The following is a 19,405-nucleotide window of genomic DNA, read 5'->3' on the forward strand; positions in this document are numbered from 1 at the left end:
AAAACTTCGAGCCCGGCTCTTCGGCTTTCTACTTTTCCTGGCCGTCCCCGCCACAATCCTCTTGGCGATCTCCATAGGCCCCGCGGGAACAGGTTTCAGCAACGGCATCGTCGCGCTGCTCACCCCGCTCATCAAGACGCTTTCCGACGACCTCCCGGCTCTCAACCACCTTCTGCCAGAGATATCCCCTGCCACGCAATCACTTGTCTGGAGCATCCGGCTGCCCCGTGTCCTCCTTGCTGGACTGGTCGGTGCCTCGCTCGCTGTCGCAGGTGCAACCATGCAGGCAGTTTTTCGCAATCCGCTGGCCGAACCCGGTGTTACCGGTGTCTCCTCCGGTGCAGCAGTGGTAGCCGTCATTCTCATCGTCACTGGCGTGGCCGCGAAAGCACCGTGGGTTCTTTCGGCTGGCGCATTCATAGGCGCGTTGCTGGCTGTCATATTTGTCCAAATCGTCGCCGGTCTCAATGGCGGCAGTGGAGCAACCCTGTTGCTCGTCGGTATTGCACTCAACGCGTTCCTCGGCGCAGTCATCTCCGCCACCATCGCGAACGCGCCACACAGCGATGACGCTCAACAGGCCATGTTCTGGCTCAACGGCGATTTAACTGCTTCGAATTGGCAGGACATTGCACTGGCAGTCGGCCCCATTACCGTCGGCACGGTTATCTTGATGATGCTCATTCCCGAACTCAACCTGTTCCTCCTCGGCGAAGAACAGGCCGCTGCCACTGGTATGCGCACAGTGTGGATCCGGCAACTGCTGCTCGCCCTGGCTGCGTTAGTCACGGCAGCGGGCGTCGCTGTCACTGGCGTTATTTCCTTTGTCGGATTGGTCGTCCCGCACCTGATTCGCCTTGCCATCGGCCCCGATCACCGCAGCCTGCTGCCCATTTCTATGTGCCTCGGCGCAGTGTTTCTCATTCTCGCCGACCTCGTCGCCCGCAGTCTCTTTTCCCCAGTTGCTCTGCAAACTGGCACAGTCACCGCGTTCCTTGGCGCACCGGCGCTACTCGCGTTGATTCTTCGGCAAGGTGGCCGCCAGTCATGAGTCAGCAGACACAAAACCTCAGCGACCACGTCACTAAGCCAGACGCCGATAGCACCGCGCTGCTGCGGGCTACCGACCTCAGTGTCGGTTACCGCAATCGGACCGTCGTAAGTGGCGTGAACCTCGCTATTCGACCTGGCGAGGTCCACGGCATCATCGGTTCCAATGGCACCGGAAAATCCTCCTTGCTCCGTGCTATGGCGGGCATTGTGACACCGAGTTCGGGGCAGGTTGAGCTCCTCGGTGCGCCGCTGACGAAGCTTCGTGCCCACGAACGCGCCACCCGGTTGGCGTACCTGCCGCAGCACACACCGGCCGATGCCGCTATTGACGTTCGAACTGTCGTGGCACTCGGCAGGTACGCGCACCACCGTCGGCGTGACCGTTTCCGCAGTTCACTGAACTCCACGGACCACGACATCGTCGCCTATGCCCTCGACCGCGTTGGTGTCACCGCACTCGCCGACCGTCCCATCACGGCTCTGTCCGGCGGGCAGCGGCAATTGGTGTTCATCGCAAAGCTATTGGCACAACAGGCCAAGGTCATGCTTTTCGACGAACCCACTGCGGCCTTGGACATCGGGTTTCAGCTGGAAATCCTCGAGCTCCTCGGCGAGCTTGCCGACGAGGGCCACGGTATCGGAGTCGTCCTTCATGACCTCAACCTCGCGGCCCGCAGCTGCCACCGGCTCAGTGTGATTCACAACGGCGGATTGGAAGTCACTGGTTCCGCCGAAGAAGTGCTGACGCCTCCCCGAATAGATGCGATTTATCGCATCTCCAGCGCTGTCGATACCGATCCACATACCGGTTCGGTGCGAGTGACGGCGTTGGCTCGGGCTCGCCCGGCTGACTGATTGCAGTTGGCTGTTTCAGACTGTCTGACTCACACTGTCTGATTCCAGCTAGCACCAACGCAACCGAAAACTCCCCAACAATCAAAACTCAACACTCAAGGAAGTACTTTCGTGTTTTCACCAACTTCTCCTATCTCTGCCTTGAAGCGAAACTCTAAAAAGGCCGTCACTCTGCCGTTGATTGCAGCACTCCCCCTCGCTGCGGTGGTCGCTTGTTCTTCCTCGGAGGAGACGGCGCAGCAGTCGTCGTCAAGCGAAACTTCGACAAACCAGCAGGCGCAGTGGCCGCGTACTGTGACCGTCGGTGACCACGACGTTACGGTGCAGAGTCAGCCGAAGCGCATCGTTGCACTGTCGACCGAGGTTGCGGATCTGGCGTTGGAACTGGTTGGGCCAGAGCGTGTCGTAGCCGTGACGAAGAATGCGCTCGATGAGAGCTCGGGTAATCAGGTTGAGCTGGCGCGTCAGGTGCCTAACGCGATTGCCAACTCCACGAAGCCGGATCCGGAGCAGATTCTGTCCTATGAGCCGGACATGGTGTTGATGACCAGCCGCCATGATCAGGAGCAGTCGGCAAGTGAGCTGCTGGGTGCCAGCGATGTTCCGACCGCGGCGTTTGCCAGCAGTGATTTCGCCTCGCCGAAGGCGCTGGCAGAGTCGGTGACCAAACTCGGCAAGTTGCTCGGAGCCGAAGATAAGGCGGCTGAAATGGTTGCCAAGATTGAATCGGAAACCGAAGAGATTCTCTCGGAAATTGATTCCACAACTAAGCCAAAGACGCTGGTCCTGTTTGCCCGCGGTGGTCAGAAGATGATTATGGGCATGCAGTCGGCGACGACGAATCTCGTTGAGCTGGCCGGTGGCGAGCCGATCTCGCCAAAGGGCAAGCGTCCGGGTGCCGTTCCCGCTGATCCGGAGACAATTGTGCAGCTGAATCCGGATGTCATTCTGATTCAGGATTTCCACGGCCAGGGCAAGGCTCCATTCCAGGAGTTGCTGGATAACCCGGCGCTTGCCGACGTCGCTGCGGTCAAGAATGATCGAGTGCAACTAATTGATGCGAAGACGACCTCTGGCACCGCCGGAATGCACATGCCCGATGGACTGCGTGAGATCGCTGACGCACTGGCTAAATAGAAAATAGGTTTTCACGTCGCTATGTGGATTCATGAAGCACTGACTTCCCCACCCCGCGGAATGCACTGGGTTTTGTTATCCAGCTGGGGGCGCAGCTTTTTCTTCGCTCTCAGCGCCGTGTCTCTTGGATACACGCTCGATGCTCTCAGCAGTTTGTACGGCGGTGTCGCAGACACCAGTGGCGGCAACTGGTTTGGGCAGTGGGGACTTCATGAATCCCTGTCCGCTGCAATTGTGGCGGTCATTTTGGGAAGCCTCTGTGCTTATGTCACCGAGGCATTGCCACCACGGCTTGCTGGCGAGCAGGAAAAGCTGTGGCGCTCACATGTGGTTGGCAGTGTGCTGAAGCCGGAGTTTTCCGCTCCTGAACAAGCCCCGAAGCACGCGCATGGAAGAGGGCACGGTGGCGGGAAATCCGGTCACTCACACCGAAGCGCGTCCAACACTGGCGAAGGCCTACTCTTCGATGCCGCGACCACAAGCGTCGAACAGACCGCGAACTACCGAGCGACATTTCTCGCTCCCACGTTGGCCTCGTTTAGTGCTCCACTGATCATTTTGGCGGTCTGGGCTTTGTGGGTGGATACGAAAACCGCCTTGTGGCTGGCACTATTTTTCATTTCCACGCCGCTGATCATTATTGGTGCGGGAAAGATTCTGCGGAAATCCAATGCGACGTATCGCCGAAAGCAAGCGAAGGCCACGCATGCCTACTTGGAGATGCTCGAAGGGCTGGGAACATTCAAAGTTCTTGGAGCAATTGATCGAGTCATGGCACGTTTTGCCAGCCAAACTCGCACTGCGATGTCTGAGCTCACCGCCCTACTCGCCCGCAATCAGCTGATGATTATTGTCAACGACGCGGTTTTTGGTATTGCAATGTCGACGACCGCAATCGGTCTTGTCTTGCTGCGTTTGCAGGCAGATGCAATCAGCGTGGGCACGGCCCTCGCAGGTGTTTTCCTATCCGTTCTGCTCTACGAGCCCGTCAATCGCGTCGGCCGCACTTTCTACATCGGACTCGGCGGGCGCACGCATCGAAACGGAATAGTGGAGGTATTCGGTGAGCCTGCCGCTAAAGCGTTCACAACCGGAACAGCGCATTCCGCCAAAGCCTCCGCACCGCACGCACCGGAGATTTCCCTCCGCGATGTGAGCGTTGACATCGGCGAAAAGCGCATTCTCTCCGATATCAACCTGACAATTCCAGCCGGCAGCAGAGTCGGCATCGTTGGCCCCAGCGGTTCCGGAAAGAGCACACTCCTGCGTGTACTCGCAGGCCTACAGCCGCATTCCGGGGAAGTCTGCCTTGACGGCGACGCGCTTTCGACCCCGGAGTTGCTCGCCAACTCGCTGCTCATCTCCCAGCAGCCAGCCATTTTCGGCACCACCGTCGCGGACAATCTTCGCATCGCATGCCCGGACGCAACGGCCGTCGATATGCGAAAAGCACTTCGCGACGTGCACTTACTCGCTGAAATCGAGCAGCGCCCTGGTGGTCTCGATTCGGAGGTCGGCGATCAGGGCAATTGGCTCTCAGGCGGGCAACGACGCCGCCTGGCCATTGCGCGTGGTCTGCTCGGCGCCGCTCCGATTGTGCTTCTCGACGAGCCGACAGCGGACATCGATCGTCGGACGGAAGGTCTCATCAAGGAGTCCTTGACCCGCCTTGCTGAAGGACGAACGAGCATCATGGTCGCTCACCGCATGGAAGCGCTATCGGACGTTGATCTGGTCATTGTCGTCGCCGAAGGCCGGATCGTGGCTGCGGGCAAACCCGACCAACTGAGCACAAGCAATGAGTATTACGCACGAGCGCTGACCGAGGAGAGCTGACATGAACAACATCATCTGGTTGCTGCGCTTTTCCGCACAGGCTCGCGGAGCGCTCAGTGCATCTATCCTCGCACGCGTGGCTGGGCACATTCTGGGTGCATTGATGCTGGCTGTGCCCGCCTGGGCAATTGCCACAATTGCGCTGTCGAAGTGGGACGCAACCGACTCGTCGCAAAGCTTGAGCATGCAGTGGACGTGGGCGGTCATTGGCGTGGTTGCAGGGCTGGCGCTGTTGAAAGCGATTCTGCGGTATGTCGAGCAGTACCTCGGGCATCTGGCTGCGTTTCGGCTGCTCGGCGAGCTGCGGCTGTGGATCGTCGAGCGTCTTATCCCGCAGGCGCCCGCGGTAACCGATGGGCTGGGTACTGCCAGGATTCACACAATTGCGATTCGTGATGTTGACCGAGTGGAAGTCTTCTTCGCGCACACAATTGCGCCCGCGGTGACGGCCGTACTGATTCCGCTGATGGCGGTCGTGACAGCGGCATCGACTGCCGGAGCCCTGCCTGCGATTGCTCTGACGCTGACCTTCGCGGTTGGCTTTGTGATTGCGCTCGCAGGCTCTAAGAAGGCGACGACGGAGGCTTCCGCAACGAACTCCACACGCACGGACATTGCGCAGTACATTGCCGATACGCTGCGCCTTCGGGAGGAAATCCTCATCTACGGCGCAGCCGAGCAGCGGCTGCGGGGATTGCGTGAGCTCGATGAACAGCTTGCTCAGAAAATGCGTGCAGGCGGCAAGCGGGCTGGACTGCGCTCTGGCGCGACCGGACTTCGGATTTGGGGTGGCAGCATTGCCGTCTTTTGTGCTGGTATCCCGGCGCTTTCAGCCGACTACCGTATGCTCCCTGCTGTTTTGGTGACGACGTCCCTGGTGGCGGGAACTGCTTCATCAATGGATTCGATCGAGCGCCTGGCATCTTCTCTGCCAGCGGGACTCAATGCAGTCACTCGGATCAGGGAGCTGGCCGCGCAGCCGCCGACTGTGGAAGAGCCGAAGCAGCCGGAGTCGCTGGACCTGCACCACGCGCAGACCGCGAGGGCCAACTCCGGCGACTCAGTCCCTGCCCTCGAACTGAGCGATGTCAGCTACCGCTACCCTGGCGCCGATAACCCTGCACTGACCAAGATCAATCTGCGCATTGCCTCAGGCCAGTTCATCGGTGTGGTCGGCCCCACCGGTTCGGGCAAGTCCACACTCTCCCGGCTAATCCAGCGGCATGTCGATCCGGATGTCGGCGAGGTCATCATCAATGGCCACAATGCCCGTGACCTCGGCTCAACCAATGTCTGCCGAACGGTTGTTGTCGCAGATCAGAATCCCTTTCTCATGGAGGCCACCATCGCTGAGAATCTATGTCTCGGCGCGCCTGATGGCTGCGAGGTTCCCGAATCACTGATGCACTGGGCGCTCGAACTCGCCGCCATCAACCCTGCTGAGATGCCGCTGGACAGGCCCATTGGCCGCCGCGCGCAGCGGCTCAGCGGTGGTCAGCGTCAACGTCTGGCGCTGGCTCGTACCTACTTACGCGCGGTACTAGCCGACGGCACTAAGCCCAATGACCTCGCTGCACACCTCGCCGGAAAGATTGTTATTTTCGACGAAGCCACCAGCCACCAGGATCCACTGACGCAGGCTCGTATCGTAGACAATGCCCGCGCATGTGGAGCGACCTGCATCTTTATTGCGCACCGACTTCAGACACTGGCCGAGGCCGATGACATCCTGGTCATCGAAAACGGCCAGCTCATCGAACGCGGCACGTATGACAACCTCCTCAACGCAGACGGCGCATTTGCTCGACTTGCGCGCGCCGAGGTCTAGGCTCGGTCTAGCTCTCCGCGCTAAGACTCAGCGCTCGAATACTCATCTAGTGATCCTCGACGAGCTCGCGGAGCCGGGCAAAGATTGCCGCACCATCGTGGCGAATGCCGTCATGCTGGAATGCATTGGTCACATGTGGCCGCAGGTCCCGGTAGCAGTTGGCTGTCTCCATGGAGTACTCGAACGGCACGAAAATATCGTCGAGGTAAACCGCGGCTGCCGAGGTCGGGGCGTCGGCAAGCAAGCGTGCGGAATCATACGGCGAGCTTTCCCAGGTGTGCTGCGCAAATGCTTCCGCCTTTTCCTTGAAAGGAACGAGCGCGGGGTCCTCGTCGAATTGCCAGGGGAAAACGTGCTCACCGGTGAGATAAAACGGCTCGTCTCCTGCAGGATTGGCTTTTTCTTCAAAACCTGGGATTTCCTCGCGAATACGGTGAGCTGCCCAATTAGTTGTGGGCTGGTTCCCGACGCCACCATAAATGGATTCATGAATCGCGGCGTATAGCGGACCGTCGGCGAAACTCACGCGGGTCCCTACATCGGCCAGAAAATCGGTGCGCAATTGCTTTTCGCCATTGCGAATGTGGAATGGCTCTTCCAACAAGTACGCCAGATTGTGGAATCCATCTCCGCGGCCTAATTCAATTCCGATGGTGCGGAATCGGCGAGAACTCAGTCGCTCACCGGTGGGGAGAGTTTCTGCAGATTGCTCGAGGTGCGCGCAGATTTCTCGAATTCGGTTTTCGGCCCACGGATACTCGCGATAAAAACGCTCGTGACGGGTGCGCAGCTTCGCATACGTCGTGCGATAAAGGTCGTCAGCACCACGGTCCAGAACAGGTAAACCGCCTGTGAGATAAGCGTGCTCCACGGATTCCGGATAGCGGCTGAGATACGAAGTAATACAAAACCCGCCAAAGGACTGGCCATACAGTGACCATTTGGCAATGCCCAAATGCTTTCGCAATGCTTCCGCGTCTTCGACGATGTATTCCTGACGCAATTGGGCAAGCCGCTCGGCCGGAACATCTGCAATATTGGCCGCATCAATTCGATGCGAGCGCCCAGTGCCGCGCTGATCCAGCAGGATGACGCGGAATTCCTTCAGCGCCTCACCGATTACTCCGCTGGCACCTACCGGACGCGGTGCCGGAAATCCCGGGCCGCCCTGCAAATAGACAATTGCCGGCGCATCCTCATTTCCTGGCGCATAGATTTCCCTGGCGAAAAGCTCAAATGTCGCGGCATTCGCAGCTTCGGTAAAAGGATCCCAGGGCACCTCAACGGTGTGTTCCTTAATAATGTACCCAAAATGCCTGCTTGCAGTACTCGTCGATGCCATGTCTCTGCCGCTCCTCTAATCCCGCTGCTCGTATTTCTTCATCAGCTTTGCGACGAGTAAATCGGTCGCCTCATCGTCCGCAAGAATTTGATCCAACATCTCCCGGTATTCCCGCTGCCGCAGTGCCGTATCTTCTCCGTAGTCATCATAGGAATCACCGGATAGGTCCACACCGAAATCGGATTCGTCGCTGTCATCCTGCACTGTCTCCTGCTGCGCCGTCGGCATGTGCAGATCCGCTGGGAAGTCCGCATTGAACTCCTCCAGGAATTCCTCCGCGTTGGCCTCGGCGTCGGAACGCGACACTCCCCTATCAACCTCAGCCTGAATGCGACGCTGCAGCGCTTTTTCCATCTGTCGGTGACGCCAGCTGCGGAGGCGTGCGGGCTCGAAACGTCGACCAACCTCGCGGCTCTTGCCCTCTGCTCGACGTGCGAGGACCGCAATCTGCGCCGCGGTGTCGTTCAGTGGCGCCCACTCCGAGTGTGCCGACACTCGCCAATTACCCCAGTACCCCAGCAGCGAAAGCAGGATGCTGACGATAGGACCAATGACCATGGACACGGCCATAAACCCCAAATGGTGGCCTCCGATGACAATGACCGCGCAAGCCACGGCCGGGATGACCGTGGGCTGGTTGCCGCCGAAAACAGCGGGTACTCGCCCGGTCACAATGTCGCGGATCATGGAACCACCAGTGGCGGTGAAAACGCCCATCATGATGCACGGCAGAATGGGCAGACCATACGTGACGCCTTTGACCGTTCCCGTAGCTGCCCAGAGTCCCGAGACCACAGCGTCACCGTGGACCTGAACGTATTCCCAGGTCTTTCCTTTGAAATAGAAAAATCGCGCAATGAGCGCACCAGTAAACGCCAGGATTAGATACTCCGGCTGACTCATTGCAGCGACGGTGCCCTGGTTAATCAGAACATCGCGAATCATGCCGCCGCCCAGTGCGGAGAACAGCGCAATAAAGAAGAACCCGATGATGTCGTAGCCTCGTTGCCGGGCGATGGTGCCACCGATGATGCCCATGAGCAGGACACCACTGACATCGGACCACCGGTACATCGACTCGATGAGCGGATCTACTTCTGCGACGTTCATGATGTTCAAGCTTAGACGCTGCTATTTTTCAAGCATCAACGAAAGGTCGGGATACCCATGGAAAACGCTGACACCTTTGCTTCGGCACGCCCTAGCGACAGGCTCATGCGCGGCATCGCTATCGCCTCTCGCGCGCACGATGGGCACTACCGAAAGGGCTCTGGCGTTCCCTATATCAGCCATCCGATGTCGGTGATGTTGATTGCGGCGAGCGTGACTAACGACGAAGACGTGCTGTTGGCAGCCCTCTTCCACGACATTTTGGAAGACGTGCCGGAAAACTACTCACGTGCCGAGATGGAAGATGAGTTCGGGCCTCGGGTGGTTGAGATCGTCGAGGGCGTCACCAAAGACTCTTCCCTGCCCTCGTGGCAGGAGCGTGCCGATGCCTACCTGGAGCAGCTTTCTCATGGCAGCGAGGAATCTGTCATCGTGGCCGCTGCGGATAAGTTCCACAATCTCAGCCAGACTCTGGAGGATTTAGACCGCGATGGCCACGCTCTGTGGGAACGCTTTCGTTCAACTCCGAGCCAGCAACTGTGGTGGTACACAAGCGTCCGCAACGTGATTGCCGAACGACTGCCCGACTTGCCTTTGCTAGCGGACCTGGGCGTTCTTATTGAGCGCCTCGATTCCTGGGTACAAGAGGCGTAACCTGCGAGTCAACAATTAAACCGACAATAAATCCGGGAACGCGCAACAGGAGAATAATAGTGACTTCCACCGATGCATCGTCCACGACTAATCTGCCCACCACCACTCAGCAGTGGGTTTTAGCTTCTCGCCCGACCGGCCTGCCAACTGACGAGAGTTTCCGCCTTGAGACTGTCGATTTGCCAGAGCTTAACGACGGAGACATTTTGGTAGCCAACTCGGTCGCTACCGTCGATCCATACATGCGCGGCCGTATGAATGATGTCAAGTCGTACGTCCCACCATTCCAGCTCGACCAGCCAATGACTGGCGGTGCTGTGGGCACTGTCCTCGCGTCCAAGTCGGATAAGTTCAAGGGTGGCGACGCTGTCCGCCACTCTTACGGCTGGCAGACCAATGCTGTTATTGCCGATTCCGAGGCAACACCGGTTGACCTCAACGTTGCTCCAGCTGCTGCATACCTGGGCATTCTTGGTCTTACTGGACTTACTGCTTACGTTGGGCTGAGTGCCATCGGAGAGATGAAGGAAGGCGACGTCGTCTTTATCTCTGGCGCTGCTGGCGCAGTTGGCTCGGCTGCTGGTCAGTTCGCCAAGCAGTTGGGAGCATCCCGCGTCATTGGCTCCGCTGGCTCGGACGAGAAGGTTGAGCGCCTGCTCGAACTCGGCTTTGATGCCGCTTTTAACTACAACGACGGCCCGGTTGCAGAGCAGCTAGCAAAGGCGGCACCAGAGGGCATTGACTTCTACTTCGACAACGTTGGTGGAGACCACCTGGAGGCAGCCATCGGCGCGATGCGCACCTTTGGCCGTGTCGCTATGTGTGGCGCAATCTCCCAGTACAACAACACCGGAGCTCCGACCGGACCACGCAACCTAGCTCTGGCCATTGGCAAGTGCATTACGCTGCGCGGCTTCGTATTGGGCAAGTACCTGCACCTGGCGGGAGAATTCCAAGAGAAGATGGCTCCGCTGGTCGTCAGCGGTAAGGTCGCTTACGATGTCACCACTCGCCACGGTATCGAGAACATGCCAGCTGCATTCCTCGAGCTGTTTAGCGGAGGCAACACCGGCAAGATGGTCGTAGAGTTCTAAAGACCTGCCTTGCGCGGAACCGAGACTTCCTTCAGCTTGCTGGACATCGCGACACCAACCAATCCCATCAGCGCCAGGAAGATCAAAGCTGCCGCGGGACCGAAGCTAGCGATAACACCTGACAACGCACCGACGATGAGCAGGACAACGCCCATGATGGTGTTGGCCGCTCCGACGTACTCGGTGCGCTTGTCTCCTTCTGCCATGTCAACGACATAGGTCGACCGAGCCACGCGAACACCGGCGTGGACGACCGACATTGCGAAGAAGCCGAGTGGGAATATCCAGGCATTGGTGCTGGTGGAAAGCCAGTGTGAACTGGCGACCAGCAGGAAAAGCACAATCGAACCGACCAGCGAAGAGTAGGTCAGGACCTTCTTCGAGGATTTATCAGACCAGATTCCGGCGACTTTTCCGCCAATGAGCGACGCGAACCCGGCGGCGAGCATGAAGATGCCGACGTTTGCGCTCACTCCCCCGCCACTACCGTCAGAGGCTTCCAGGTCAGCACCCACCTGTGCACTTAGCGTGACGATGAACGACGTGGATAGTGCTGTGACCAGCAACAAGCTACGGACAATCACGAAGTCACGGAAGTTCTTATCCTCCGCAAATAGCCGCCAGGTGTCCTGCCACCAGGTTTTATTCGGCTCGTCCTTGTCATCTTCATTGGTGGGCTCGACAATTCCGCGGAAGATCAAAACCGCTGCCACCCACGACAGCGCCGCAACAAAGATGAGCCCCGCCACGATTGGTTTGGTGACGTTGTCGCGGATGATCCACAACACCGCACCAACGATAATTGCGGCGACACCGCCCAACATCGCAGCTCGGCCGCTGATCTGACCGCGCTGCCCCTTCGGAATCGTGCGTCCCTGAACATCCTTGGAGGCCATCGAGCACAGGGCTCGTGCCGTCGCAAAGCCTGCAAGCGCGACGATGATAGCGATGCCAAGCGCGGTGCCTTCCAGGAACAACGCCGCCAGACCAATCAGCACCGCCGCGATGGCTTGCCCCAAAGCACCAGCGATCCAGACGGTTGTGCGGCGCGGGCGAGACTTTACCCAGGGTGTCAGCGCTGCCTGCGGAAGCATCGAACCAGACTCGCGCACCGGCACAAGCATGGCGATGAAGAAGCCCGGCGCGCCAGCCGAATGCAGCAACCATGGCAACAACGTCTTTGCCGCAACGATCTGGTCGCCGATATTCTGCAGACCATTCGCCCAGACGTAGCGCTTGGCATTCGCGCGGGCGTGTTTCTGCACCGACTCTGGGTTGTCCCCTACAGGTTTGTCAGCTTCCGAGCTATCCGTCATACCTTTCACGCTACCTGTCCGCAGCAACGGCGCTGACGCACGCGACTGTCTGCTCAGGCCAGTCGAAGCACGAAACGCGCTTGCCCCTTCTGCCATTACACTCGCGGGAAGAACATCTAACATCTTCAACGAAAGTAGAAATATGCCCGCTGACCTTTATCGACGTCTCTCCAACCTCGATGGCAAGAGCTACGGTGCATACAAATCTCTTCGTGGCTCCCACGAGCTGCCAGACCTGGACGCGACGCTATTTATCGACAAGGTCCAATCCGACCCCTACGCCCCGGCATCGCGGGCACGTGTCCACATTCCGCTGTCAGTGCTGGACTACCGCGGTGCGTCGCGGTCACAGCCCGGCAGGTTCAGCACGGCGGAGCTCGATTTGCTCAACCGCCGCCTCGTGCGCGCTTTGAAGAAGTATGGTCGCGGACTATTCATTGATTCTCCAGGTCAGCAGGTCTTGCGCCGAGCAGCTATCACGGAGCTCCGTGGGGATGCGCACGGCGTCGATAAGCATGGCGATGTCCTACAAATCTGCCTGGAAATACAGCTGCCCGCCCGCGGTCGGCGCATTCTCGGGCGTGAGGCGGCGCGCTTGATCTGTGAGGATCTGTTGGACGCGCTTGACGACGCCATCGTGAACGCACCCATCGATGTGCTCGAAGCAGCTGCGGAATTGGAGCATGACCAGCTCTTTTTGCGCCGTGCAGTGGCGGACGCGGACCTGATTGGGTTTGTGGCAGACGGTGCGGTGTTGCCTCGTCAGGCGGGCAATAGCCAGCTGCCGAAGCCCGGCGCGACTGCGTTTACCTCGCCGGAATCGCTGCAGCACCGTTTTCAGCTGCCGTCGGGCAAAACCGTGCATGGCATGGGTATTCCGCGGGGCGTGACGTTGATTGTCGGTGGCGGTTATCACGGCAAGTCCACGTTGTTGTCCTCCCTGGTCACGGGTGTTTATAACCATGTCGCTGGCGATGGCCGCGAGTTTGTAGTCGCCGACGAGACTGCGGTTGCGCTGCGTGCCGAGGACGGCCGAGCCATCACTGGTGTGGATATCTCGCCGTTTATCAACGGCCTTCCCTCCGGTGATGACACGACTCGATTTTCCACCGCGAATGCATCGGGGTCGACGTCCCAAGCTGCGGGCCTGATGGAGGCGCTAGGTTCCGGTGCGCGCGTGCTGCTCATCGACGAGGACACTTCCGCAACCAACTTCATGATTCGCGATGAGCGCATGCGCCGCCTCATCCCCGATGACCGCGAGCCGATTACTCCACTGGTCGCACGGGTCCGCGAGCTCTGGGAAAACCACGGAATCTCCACGGTCATCGTCGCTGGTGGGTCCGGCGCATTCATCGATGTCGCGGACACCGTGATTGCTATGGATGCGTACACGCCTTACGACGTCACCGAGCGCGCCCGTGAACTTCGCGAATCGGCTACTCCGGCTGAGCCTTCGCCTGCTTTTGCGCAGATCGGTGAGCGTTTTCTGCAGGCTGACTTCCCTACCGGTGTTGGCCGTGGTGGGCATGGCGGCCGCGGCGGCGGTCGCGGTGGGCGCGGTGGCGGTGCGAAACCACCTAAGCCACCGCGTGCTCGTGGTCTAGAGCTGATTCAGGTGGGCAAGGACAATCTTGATTTGCGCGCTGTCAGCCAATTGATGGACTCCTCCCAAACAGAAGCAATTGCCCGGATTCTGGGCGCCGTCGTAAAGCAGCTCGATGGGCGTACTGACCTCACCGACCTAATCCAGCGCGAGTACGACAACTTTTGTCATTCACTCTTCGATGTGACAGCTGAGTTCACCAACTCTGGTCATCTGGCCGAGCCTCGCGTCCAGGAGGTCGCAGCGGCAATCAATCGGCTTCGGCTCTTGCGGTAGAGCCTCGAAGATTGGCGGACCCCGGCCCCGCTCCCTCCCCTGCGGCTGCCCCAGCTAACTTCCTCGACGGATTTCGGCGTCAGGTCTTGACCTTGACGCGGCGTCAAACAGAAAGATGATTCCCGTGAGCAACAACGACAACGAGTACACCATCGGCGAGGCAGCCGAGCTCCTGGGCGTTACCACGCGCACGCTGAGGCATTGGGATGCCATCGGACTACTCAGCCCGCAGTATCGCACGTGGTCCGACTACCGCCTCTACACCGACGAGGACATCGACACCGCGCTGGAGATTCTGGTCTACCGCGCCGCTGGTGTGCCGTTGAAGACTATCGAGGAGTTCATCCACGGCGATTCCTCCCCGAGAAGTCGAAAAGATCGTTTGCTCGCACAGCGAACTGTTCTCACCGAAAAGATCGCTGACCTGCACCACATGGTGCAGTCTTTGGACAAACTGATTGAGGAAGGACACACGATGGAAGCAAAGACGAAGGCAGAGCTTTTGGGCCGTGACTGGCAGAAACTCGAAGCCGAAGCTGAGGAGCGCTGGGGCGACACTACTGAGTGGGAGCAGTCTCAGCAGGCTCAGGAAAAGATGAAGGACAGCGACTGGGCCGAGCTTGAAGCAGAGGCTAAGGATTTTGCCGATGCGCTTGCCGACGCCGCCGAGCGCCACGTCGAGCCCGGTTCCGCTGAGGCGGCCGAGCTAGTTGACCGTCACTTGGCCTCTATTACTCGCTTCTACGAGGCTGGTCGAGAAAAGCAGATTCTGTTGGCTCGCATGTACGTCGCTGATTCCCGGTTTGATCGGTACTACCGCGGCAATGCTGGCTACCTGCTGGAGCTGATTGAAGCTCAGGCCCGTAAGGAAGGCATTGACCCGGCAACTGCCGAGTGGCGGTAAATACAGGGAAGCAGCCGTTCAGCCCGGCCTTCCGATCCGGGACTGAATCGGCATAGAATTGCCTCATGAAATTCATCGAAGCCGCAGACTTCACCGCTGATCGCCCGTGGGGCGCACTGGATGTGGTCACTATGACTGGAGCCACAAGCGTTCGGCTCCACTGGAGCGATCAGCCATACAAGTGGCACATCAATGATGGCGAAGAGGTCTTTGTGGTTGTCGACGGAGCCGTCGATATGCACTACCGCGATGCGGGAGAGGAATGCGTACGCACATTAACGCCTGGCACTATCTGTTTCGCAGAAGCCGGCGACGAACATGTCGCGCACCCGCAGGGCGAGGCGCGCATGCTTGTCATTGAAAAAGAAGGCTCAGTCTAGCCCACAGCAACAGCAGCTGACAGTGCACACTTCGGCATCTCCATAACTCCGTCATATCCCCGACTCGGGAAGGAATTAACCATGAAATTCTCTCGCTCTATCGCCGCTGTCGCCATCGGTGCCGCTACTGTGCTGGGCGCTGTTGCTGCCTCTCCAGCTGTCGCACAGGCTATTGGTTGCCCCTTTGCACCAGTGCACAAGTATGAAGAACACCGTTTCTCCGGTTCTTCGACTTCAGCAGATGCTTTCAAGGTTTGGTTTAACGGTGGCGTCTACATTGAACCAATCGTCGAAACGCTGGATTTGGTTGAGCTTCAGGTTAACGACACCCAGGTCGCTCAGGCTGGCGACATCATCTACAAGGATGAAGACGGCAACTTCTGGGTGAAGTAGCCTACGCAGGAAAAACAGGGCTCAATTACAGGTCTAACCCCATGGCAGATTAACCTCATCTGAATAGGGCTATAGCGCTTAGCGTTGTGGAGTCACTGGTACTCTGTCTCGCACCTTTTGCAATTTCTGCCACGAGCCCTCGTTTTCAGGAGTGTTCCACCATGGAAATCATCATCGTCGATTCTGAGGCCGAAGTCGCGAGCATCGCTTCGGACTACCTCGCTCACTACGCCAACAAAGGTGGAAACCTCGGTGTAGCGACAGGATCGACTCCGCTTGCGACGTATCGGGAACTGATCCGTCGCCATCGGGCTGGTGAAGTCACCTTCGAAGACTGCAGTTTCTTCGCACTAGACGAGTACGTGGGGCTGCCCATCGAGCATGAGCAGAGCTACTACCACGTGATTCACAATGAGTTTTCCGATCACGTGGATGTCGACCCGGCGAGGGTCCACATTCCCGATGGCCTCGCGGACGATATCGGCGCGGCCTGCGAGGATTACGAGCGAAAGATCATCGAGGCCGGCGGCATCGACATTCAGTTGCTGGGCATCGGCACCAATGGCCATGTCGGTTTTAACGAGCCCGCCAGCTCTTTTGGTTCCCTAACGCGCATTAAGACGCTGCACCCGCAGACCGTGCTCGATAACGCCCGGTTCTTCGACTCTGCAGAAGACGTGCCGTACCACGTGGTCACCCAAGGGCTTGGCACCATTTCACGTGCGGGGCACCTCCTGCTGCTGGCCACCGGCACCGCAAAGGCGCACGCTATTGCCGCCTCCATCGAGGGCCCACTGAGCGCTTCCATGCCGGCTTCCGTGTTGCAGCTGCACCCGCGAGCCACGGTTGTGATTGACCAAGCTGCAGCCAGTGAGCTGAAGAACAAGGAATACTACGAGTTCACCTACGCTCATAAGCCGCAGTGGCAGAAGGATATGTGGAAGTAGGCCCCGGCCCTCCCCGGCCCCTTCCTCCCACGACTAGTCAGCGCTAGTCGTCATCATCCATCTCTAGCTCGGGGTCTTCGGCACGCGCCTGCTCGTAAACTTCCTTCGCGGCCGTGAGATTAATGACGCCGATGACAAGTCCCACGACGATGTCCGGCCATGCGCTGAACCAGAAAACGGTGACTACTCCGGCGGCGAGGATGAGCAGGTTCGCCAGGACGTCGTTACGCGCCGCCAACCACGCGCCACGCATGAGCGCACTGTCGGCCTTGCGCAGGTTCATCAGCAAAATCGCGCAGACCAGGTTGATGACCATCGCAATAATCGCCGTCACCGACAGAGTTAGCGGCTCTGGTGGCTCACCGCTAATCATCTTCCAAATGGCAGTGCCGAACGCCGCGATCGCCGGAATCAGAATCAGCCCGGCAAGGCCGAAGCTCGCTTTACGACGGCTCGCCAGCGACCAACCCAATGCGGTGAGAACCAGCAGGTTGATGAGGAAATCTTCAAGAAAGCCCGCAGCGTCAGCAAACAGGGCTGCGGAGCCAATAACTGAGGCAACAACTAGTTCAATGAAGAAGCCGAGAAGATTCAGGCCTGCAACCCACGCGACAATTCTGCGGGCGCGGTGATCCAAAGTCGATGAGGTAAACACGGGGGATATCGTAACGCCCGCCGCGAGTACCATCGAAACCTATGACCTCCGCACAGAAATTCCACTCAGAGATGAAGGTTCCCGGCGGCAAATTGGTTGTCGCCGACTGCGAGACCACAGGCGACACTATTTCGTCGATAAGCATTTCGGGCGACTTTTTCCTCGAACCCGATGAGGCCTACGACATCATTAATGACGCTCTCCTCGGTGCGCCTGCCGAGGACAACACGGAACGCCTTCAGGCTCGCCTCGATGCGGCGCTAAAGGATTTTGAGGATCAATCCGACCGCGAGGTGCGACTGCATGGCTTTGATACCCACGTTATTGCGCAGGTCGTTCGCCGCGCACTGACGCAGGCTGTCGACTTCACCGATTTGGAGTGGGAGGTTTTGCAGCCGGGTGTCCTGCCAACGGTGCTGAATGTTGCCCTCGACGAAGTCCTCCTTGACCAGGTCAATTCTGGTCAACGTGGTCCAACTCTGCGGTTCTGGGATTGGGAAGACCGTGCCACCGTCATCGGCTCCTACCAGTCCTACGTCAACGAACTCGAACCCGAGGGCGTAGAGAAGCACGACGTACAGGTGGTGCGTCGTCTTTCCGGCGGCGGTGCGATGTTCATGGAGGGCGGCAACTGCGTCACCTACTCGCTCTATGTGCCAGAGAAGCTGGTCGCTGGCCTTAGCTACGTCGAATCCTATGAATTCCTCGACCGCTGGGTTATCGCTGCGCTCGCGCAGCTCGGCGTCAATGCGTGGTATGTCCCCATCAATGACATCACCTCCGATGGCGGCAAGATTGGTGGTGCCGCGCAGAAGCGCCGTGGTTCGACGGTGCTCCACCATGTCACCATGAGCTACGACATCGACGCTGACAAGATGATGGAAGTCCTGCGCATTGGCAAGGCCAAGATTGCCGACAAGGGCTTGCGCAGCGCAAAGAAGCGCGTCGATCCGCTCCGCCGCCAGACGGGTGCCAGCCGCGCCGAAGTCATTGACGCGATGAAGCAGACATTCATCAACCGCTACGGCGCCGCCGAGGTATCGCTTTCCGACGAGGACTTCGCTGCGGCGCAGCATCTTATTGACACCAAATACGGCACGGAGGGCTGGACTCACCGAGTCCCCTAAACGTCGCACTGCTTACTTGTATACGACAGCTGGTCGGGAAAAGGAGTTAACTAAAGGAGACAAGTAAACAAAGGAGAGTCGACGTGAGCGGCGAGCGTGCAATTGGGTCCTATCCTGCGAATATGCACCAAAACCTGGTGAAGGGTTCGGCGCGCGCCGTAACAACACCGCCGTGGTGGTCTCCCCGATATCGAAGGCACCGGAATTGTGATTCACGGGCGCCCACTACAGAGCTTGAACGGTGTCGGCGAATTCACCGAGACACTGGCCACAACGCCGCTACAGCCCCCGCGAGAGGTTCCAGCGCAGAACCGCAGGCCGGTCATGGTAGCGACCAAGCACTGACAGGGACGCAGTATTCAATGGGAAGGACTGGCCAAGTTCAATGGGCAGTTCCAACCAGGCCGTAGTGAGCGCACGCAGCGAGTGACCGTGGGCGAATAGAATCGCCTTGTCTTCACCCGATTCACGAACCCTTTTGACTACACGTTCAACGCGCTTGCGGACTTCTTCCGCGGTTTCGCCATTGGGCACACCGTGAGTCCAAATCTGCCAGTCGGGAACAGTCTTCTGCACTTCCTTCGAGGTAATCCCCTCGTAGTCGCCGTAGAACCATTCCGCGAGATCCTCTTCGACTTCGAAGTCGTGGAATCCTGCCAATCGAGCGGTCTCTTGGGCACGCTGGCGGGGTGATGCCAGCACTAGCCCAAAGTCCTTCGGATCCAGCCAGCCGTTCAGGGCCTCGGCTTCTTCCCGACCGTTGTCAGTCAGAGGAAGATCAGTTACCGATGTGTGCTGTCCAGTGCGCGACCACTCAGTTTCGCCGTGCCGCACGAGATATAAATCAGTCATAGTTCCAGCTTAGGCTTATCTGAAAGTGCGGTTAGCCGCG

The 19,405-nt window shown here is 58.7% G+C and carries 18 protein-coding genes; 13 read left to right on the plus strand and 5 right to left on the minus strand.

All coding sequences use genetic code 11. From position 1 onward, the window contains the following. Window positions 1-61 precede the first annotated feature (61 nt). The 5 genes from HMPREF2751_RS07325 to HMPREF2751_RS07345 all read left to right on the plus strand — a co-directional run bounded on the left by HMPREF2751_RS07325 (window position 62) and on the right by HMPREF2751_RS07345 (window position 6,709). Window positions 62-1,051, plus strand: a complete 990-nt coding sequence (locus tag HMPREF2751_RS07325; protein ID WP_231367182.1) for a FecCD family ABC transporter permease — start codon at window positions 62-64, stop codon at window positions 1,049-1,051. Then, window positions 1,048-1,908 (plus strand): ABC transporter ATP-binding protein, encoded by an 861-nt coding sequence (locus tag HMPREF2751_RS07330; RefSeq protein ID WP_016422346.1) that lies wholly within the window; start codon window positions 1,048-1,050, stop codon window positions 1,906-1,908. Before HMPREF2751_RS07325 ends, HMPREF2751_RS07330 begins: the two co-directional genes overlap by 4 nt. Window positions 1,909-2,019: 111 nt before the next feature. Next, window positions 2,020-3,045: an ABC transporter substrate-binding protein gene (locus HMPREF2751_RS07335; RefSeq protein WP_070439421.1), complete on the plus strand. Its 1,026-nt coding sequence runs from the start codon at window positions 2,020-2,022 to the stop codon at window positions 3,043-3,045. 117 nt (window positions 3,046-3,162) lie between these two features. Continuing rightward, window positions 3,163-4,881: an ATP-binding cassette domain-containing protein gene (locus HMPREF2751_RS07340; RefSeq protein WP_246818337.1), complete on the plus strand. Its 1,719-nt coding sequence runs from the start codon at window positions 3,163-3,165 to the stop codon at window positions 4,879-4,881. 1 nt (window position 4,882) lies between these two features. After that, entirely contained in the window at window positions 4,883-6,709 is a 1,827-nt protein-coding gene (locus tag HMPREF2751_RS07345; RefSeq protein ID WP_070429479.1) for an amino acid ABC transporter ATP-binding/permease protein, read from the plus strand. A gap of 46 nt (window positions 6,710-6,755) precedes the next feature. On the opposite strand, the gene HMPREF2751_RS07350 is transcribed toward HMPREF2751_RS07345, so the two are convergent. Both HMPREF2751_RS07350 and HMPREF2751_RS07355 read right to left on the minus strand, forming a co-directional pair. After that, window positions 6,756-8,051, minus strand: coding sequence for an alpha/beta fold hydrolase (locus HMPREF2751_RS07350; protein ID WP_049193610.1), 1,296 nt, complete (start codon window positions 8,049-8,051; stop codon window positions 6,756-6,758). Window positions 8,052-8,066: 15 nt separating this feature from the next. Continuing rightward, on the minus strand, window positions 8,067-9,161 hold the full coding sequence (locus HMPREF2751_RS07355; protein ID WP_016422340.1) for a trimeric intracellular cation channel family protein: 1,095 nt from the start codon (window positions 9,159-9,161) through the stop codon (window positions 8,067-8,069). Between the two features lie 57 nt (window positions 9,162-9,218). On the opposite strand from HMPREF2751_RS07355, the gene HMPREF2751_RS07360 reads away from it, so the two are divergent. Beyond that, window positions 9,219-9,815, plus strand: a complete 597-nt coding sequence (locus HMPREF2751_RS07360; protein WP_049172644.1) for an HD domain-containing protein — start codon at window positions 9,219-9,221, stop codon at window positions 9,813-9,815. Window positions 9,816-9,874: 59 nt separating this feature from the next. Then, entirely contained in the window at window positions 9,875-10,909 is a 1,035-nt protein-coding gene (locus HMPREF2751_RS07365; protein WP_168164779.1) for an NADP-dependent oxidoreductase, read from the plus strand. On the opposite strand, the gene HMPREF2751_RS07370 is transcribed toward HMPREF2751_RS07365, so the two are convergent. Continuing rightward, window positions 10,906-12,225 (minus strand): MFS transporter, encoded by a 1,320-nt coding sequence (locus HMPREF2751_RS07370; protein ID WP_070595777.1) that lies wholly within the window; start codon window positions 12,223-12,225, stop codon window positions 10,906-10,908. The two genes, HMPREF2751_RS07365 and HMPREF2751_RS07370, sit on opposite strands and share 4 nt — an antisense overlap. A 142-nt stretch (window positions 12,226-12,367) precedes the next feature. On the opposite strand from HMPREF2751_RS07370, the gene HMPREF2751_RS07375 reads away from it, so the two are divergent. The 5 genes from HMPREF2751_RS07375 to nagB all read left to right on the plus strand — a co-directional run bounded on the left by HMPREF2751_RS07375 (window position 12,368) and on the right by nagB (window position 16,731). Beyond that, window positions 12,368-14,107: an ABC-ATPase domain-containing protein gene (locus HMPREF2751_RS07375; RefSeq protein ID WP_070595778.1), complete on the plus strand. Its 1,740-nt coding sequence runs from the start codon at window positions 12,368-12,370 to the stop codon at window positions 14,105-14,107. A 115-nt stretch (window positions 14,108-14,222) separates the two neighbouring features. Then, window positions 14,223-15,011: a MerR family transcriptional regulator gene (locus HMPREF2751_RS07380; protein WP_070595779.1), complete on the plus strand. Its 789-nt coding sequence runs from the start codon at window positions 14,223-14,225 to the stop codon at window positions 15,009-15,011. A 65-nt stretch (window positions 15,012-15,076) separates the two neighbouring features. Further along, window positions 15,077-15,391 carry a cupin domain-containing protein gene (locus HMPREF2751_RS07385; protein WP_049193606.1) on the plus strand — a complete coding sequence of 105 codons (315 nt, stop codon included), beginning with the start codon at window positions 15,077-15,079 and terminating at the stop codon, window positions 15,389-15,391. Between the two features lie 81 nt (window positions 15,392-15,472). Next, a complete protein-coding gene (locus HMPREF2751_RS07390; RefSeq protein WP_070595780.1) occupies window positions 15,473-15,784 on the plus strand; it encodes a hypothetical protein in 312 nt (103 codons plus the stop codon). Between the two features lie 161 nt (window positions 15,785-15,945). Continuing rightward, window positions 15,946-16,731 (plus strand): glucosamine-6-phosphate deaminase, encoded by a 786-nt coding sequence (gene nagB / locus HMPREF2751_RS07395; RefSeq protein ID WP_070595781.1) that lies wholly within the window; start codon window positions 15,946-15,948, stop codon window positions 16,729-16,731. A 43-nt stretch (window positions 16,732-16,774) separates the two neighbouring features. Here the strand turns inward: nagB and HMPREF2751_RS07400 are convergent, their stop codons facing one another. Then, window positions 16,775-17,419, minus strand: coding sequence for a cation efflux transmembrane domain-containing protein (locus tag HMPREF2751_RS07400; protein WP_070595782.1), 645 nt, complete (start codon window positions 17,417-17,419; stop codon window positions 16,775-16,777). An 8-nt stretch (window positions 17,420-17,427) separates the two neighbouring features. Here HMPREF2751_RS07400 and HMPREF2751_RS07405 point away from each other — a divergent pair, with 8 nt between their 5' ends. Then, window positions 17,428-18,513, plus strand: a complete 1,086-nt coding sequence (locus tag HMPREF2751_RS07405; protein WP_070595783.1) for a lipoate--protein ligase family protein — start codon at window positions 17,428-17,430, stop codon at window positions 18,511-18,513. A gap of 279 nt (window positions 18,514-18,792) precedes the next feature. Here HMPREF2751_RS07405 and HMPREF2751_RS07410 read toward each other — a convergent pair whose 3' ends face one another. Beyond that, window positions 18,793-19,365: a histidine phosphatase family protein gene (locus HMPREF2751_RS07410; protein WP_049172631.1), complete on the minus strand. Its 573-nt coding sequence runs from the start codon at window positions 19,363-19,365 to the stop codon at window positions 18,793-18,795. Between the last annotated feature and the right edge of the window lie 40 nt (window positions 19,366-19,405).

This window comes from Corynebacterium sp. HMSC063G05, assembly GCF_001810555.1.
In the GTDB taxonomy this organism is placed as follows: domain Bacteria; phylum Actinomycetota; class Actinomycetes; order Mycobacteriales; family Mycobacteriaceae; genus Corynebacterium; species Corynebacterium jeikeium_D.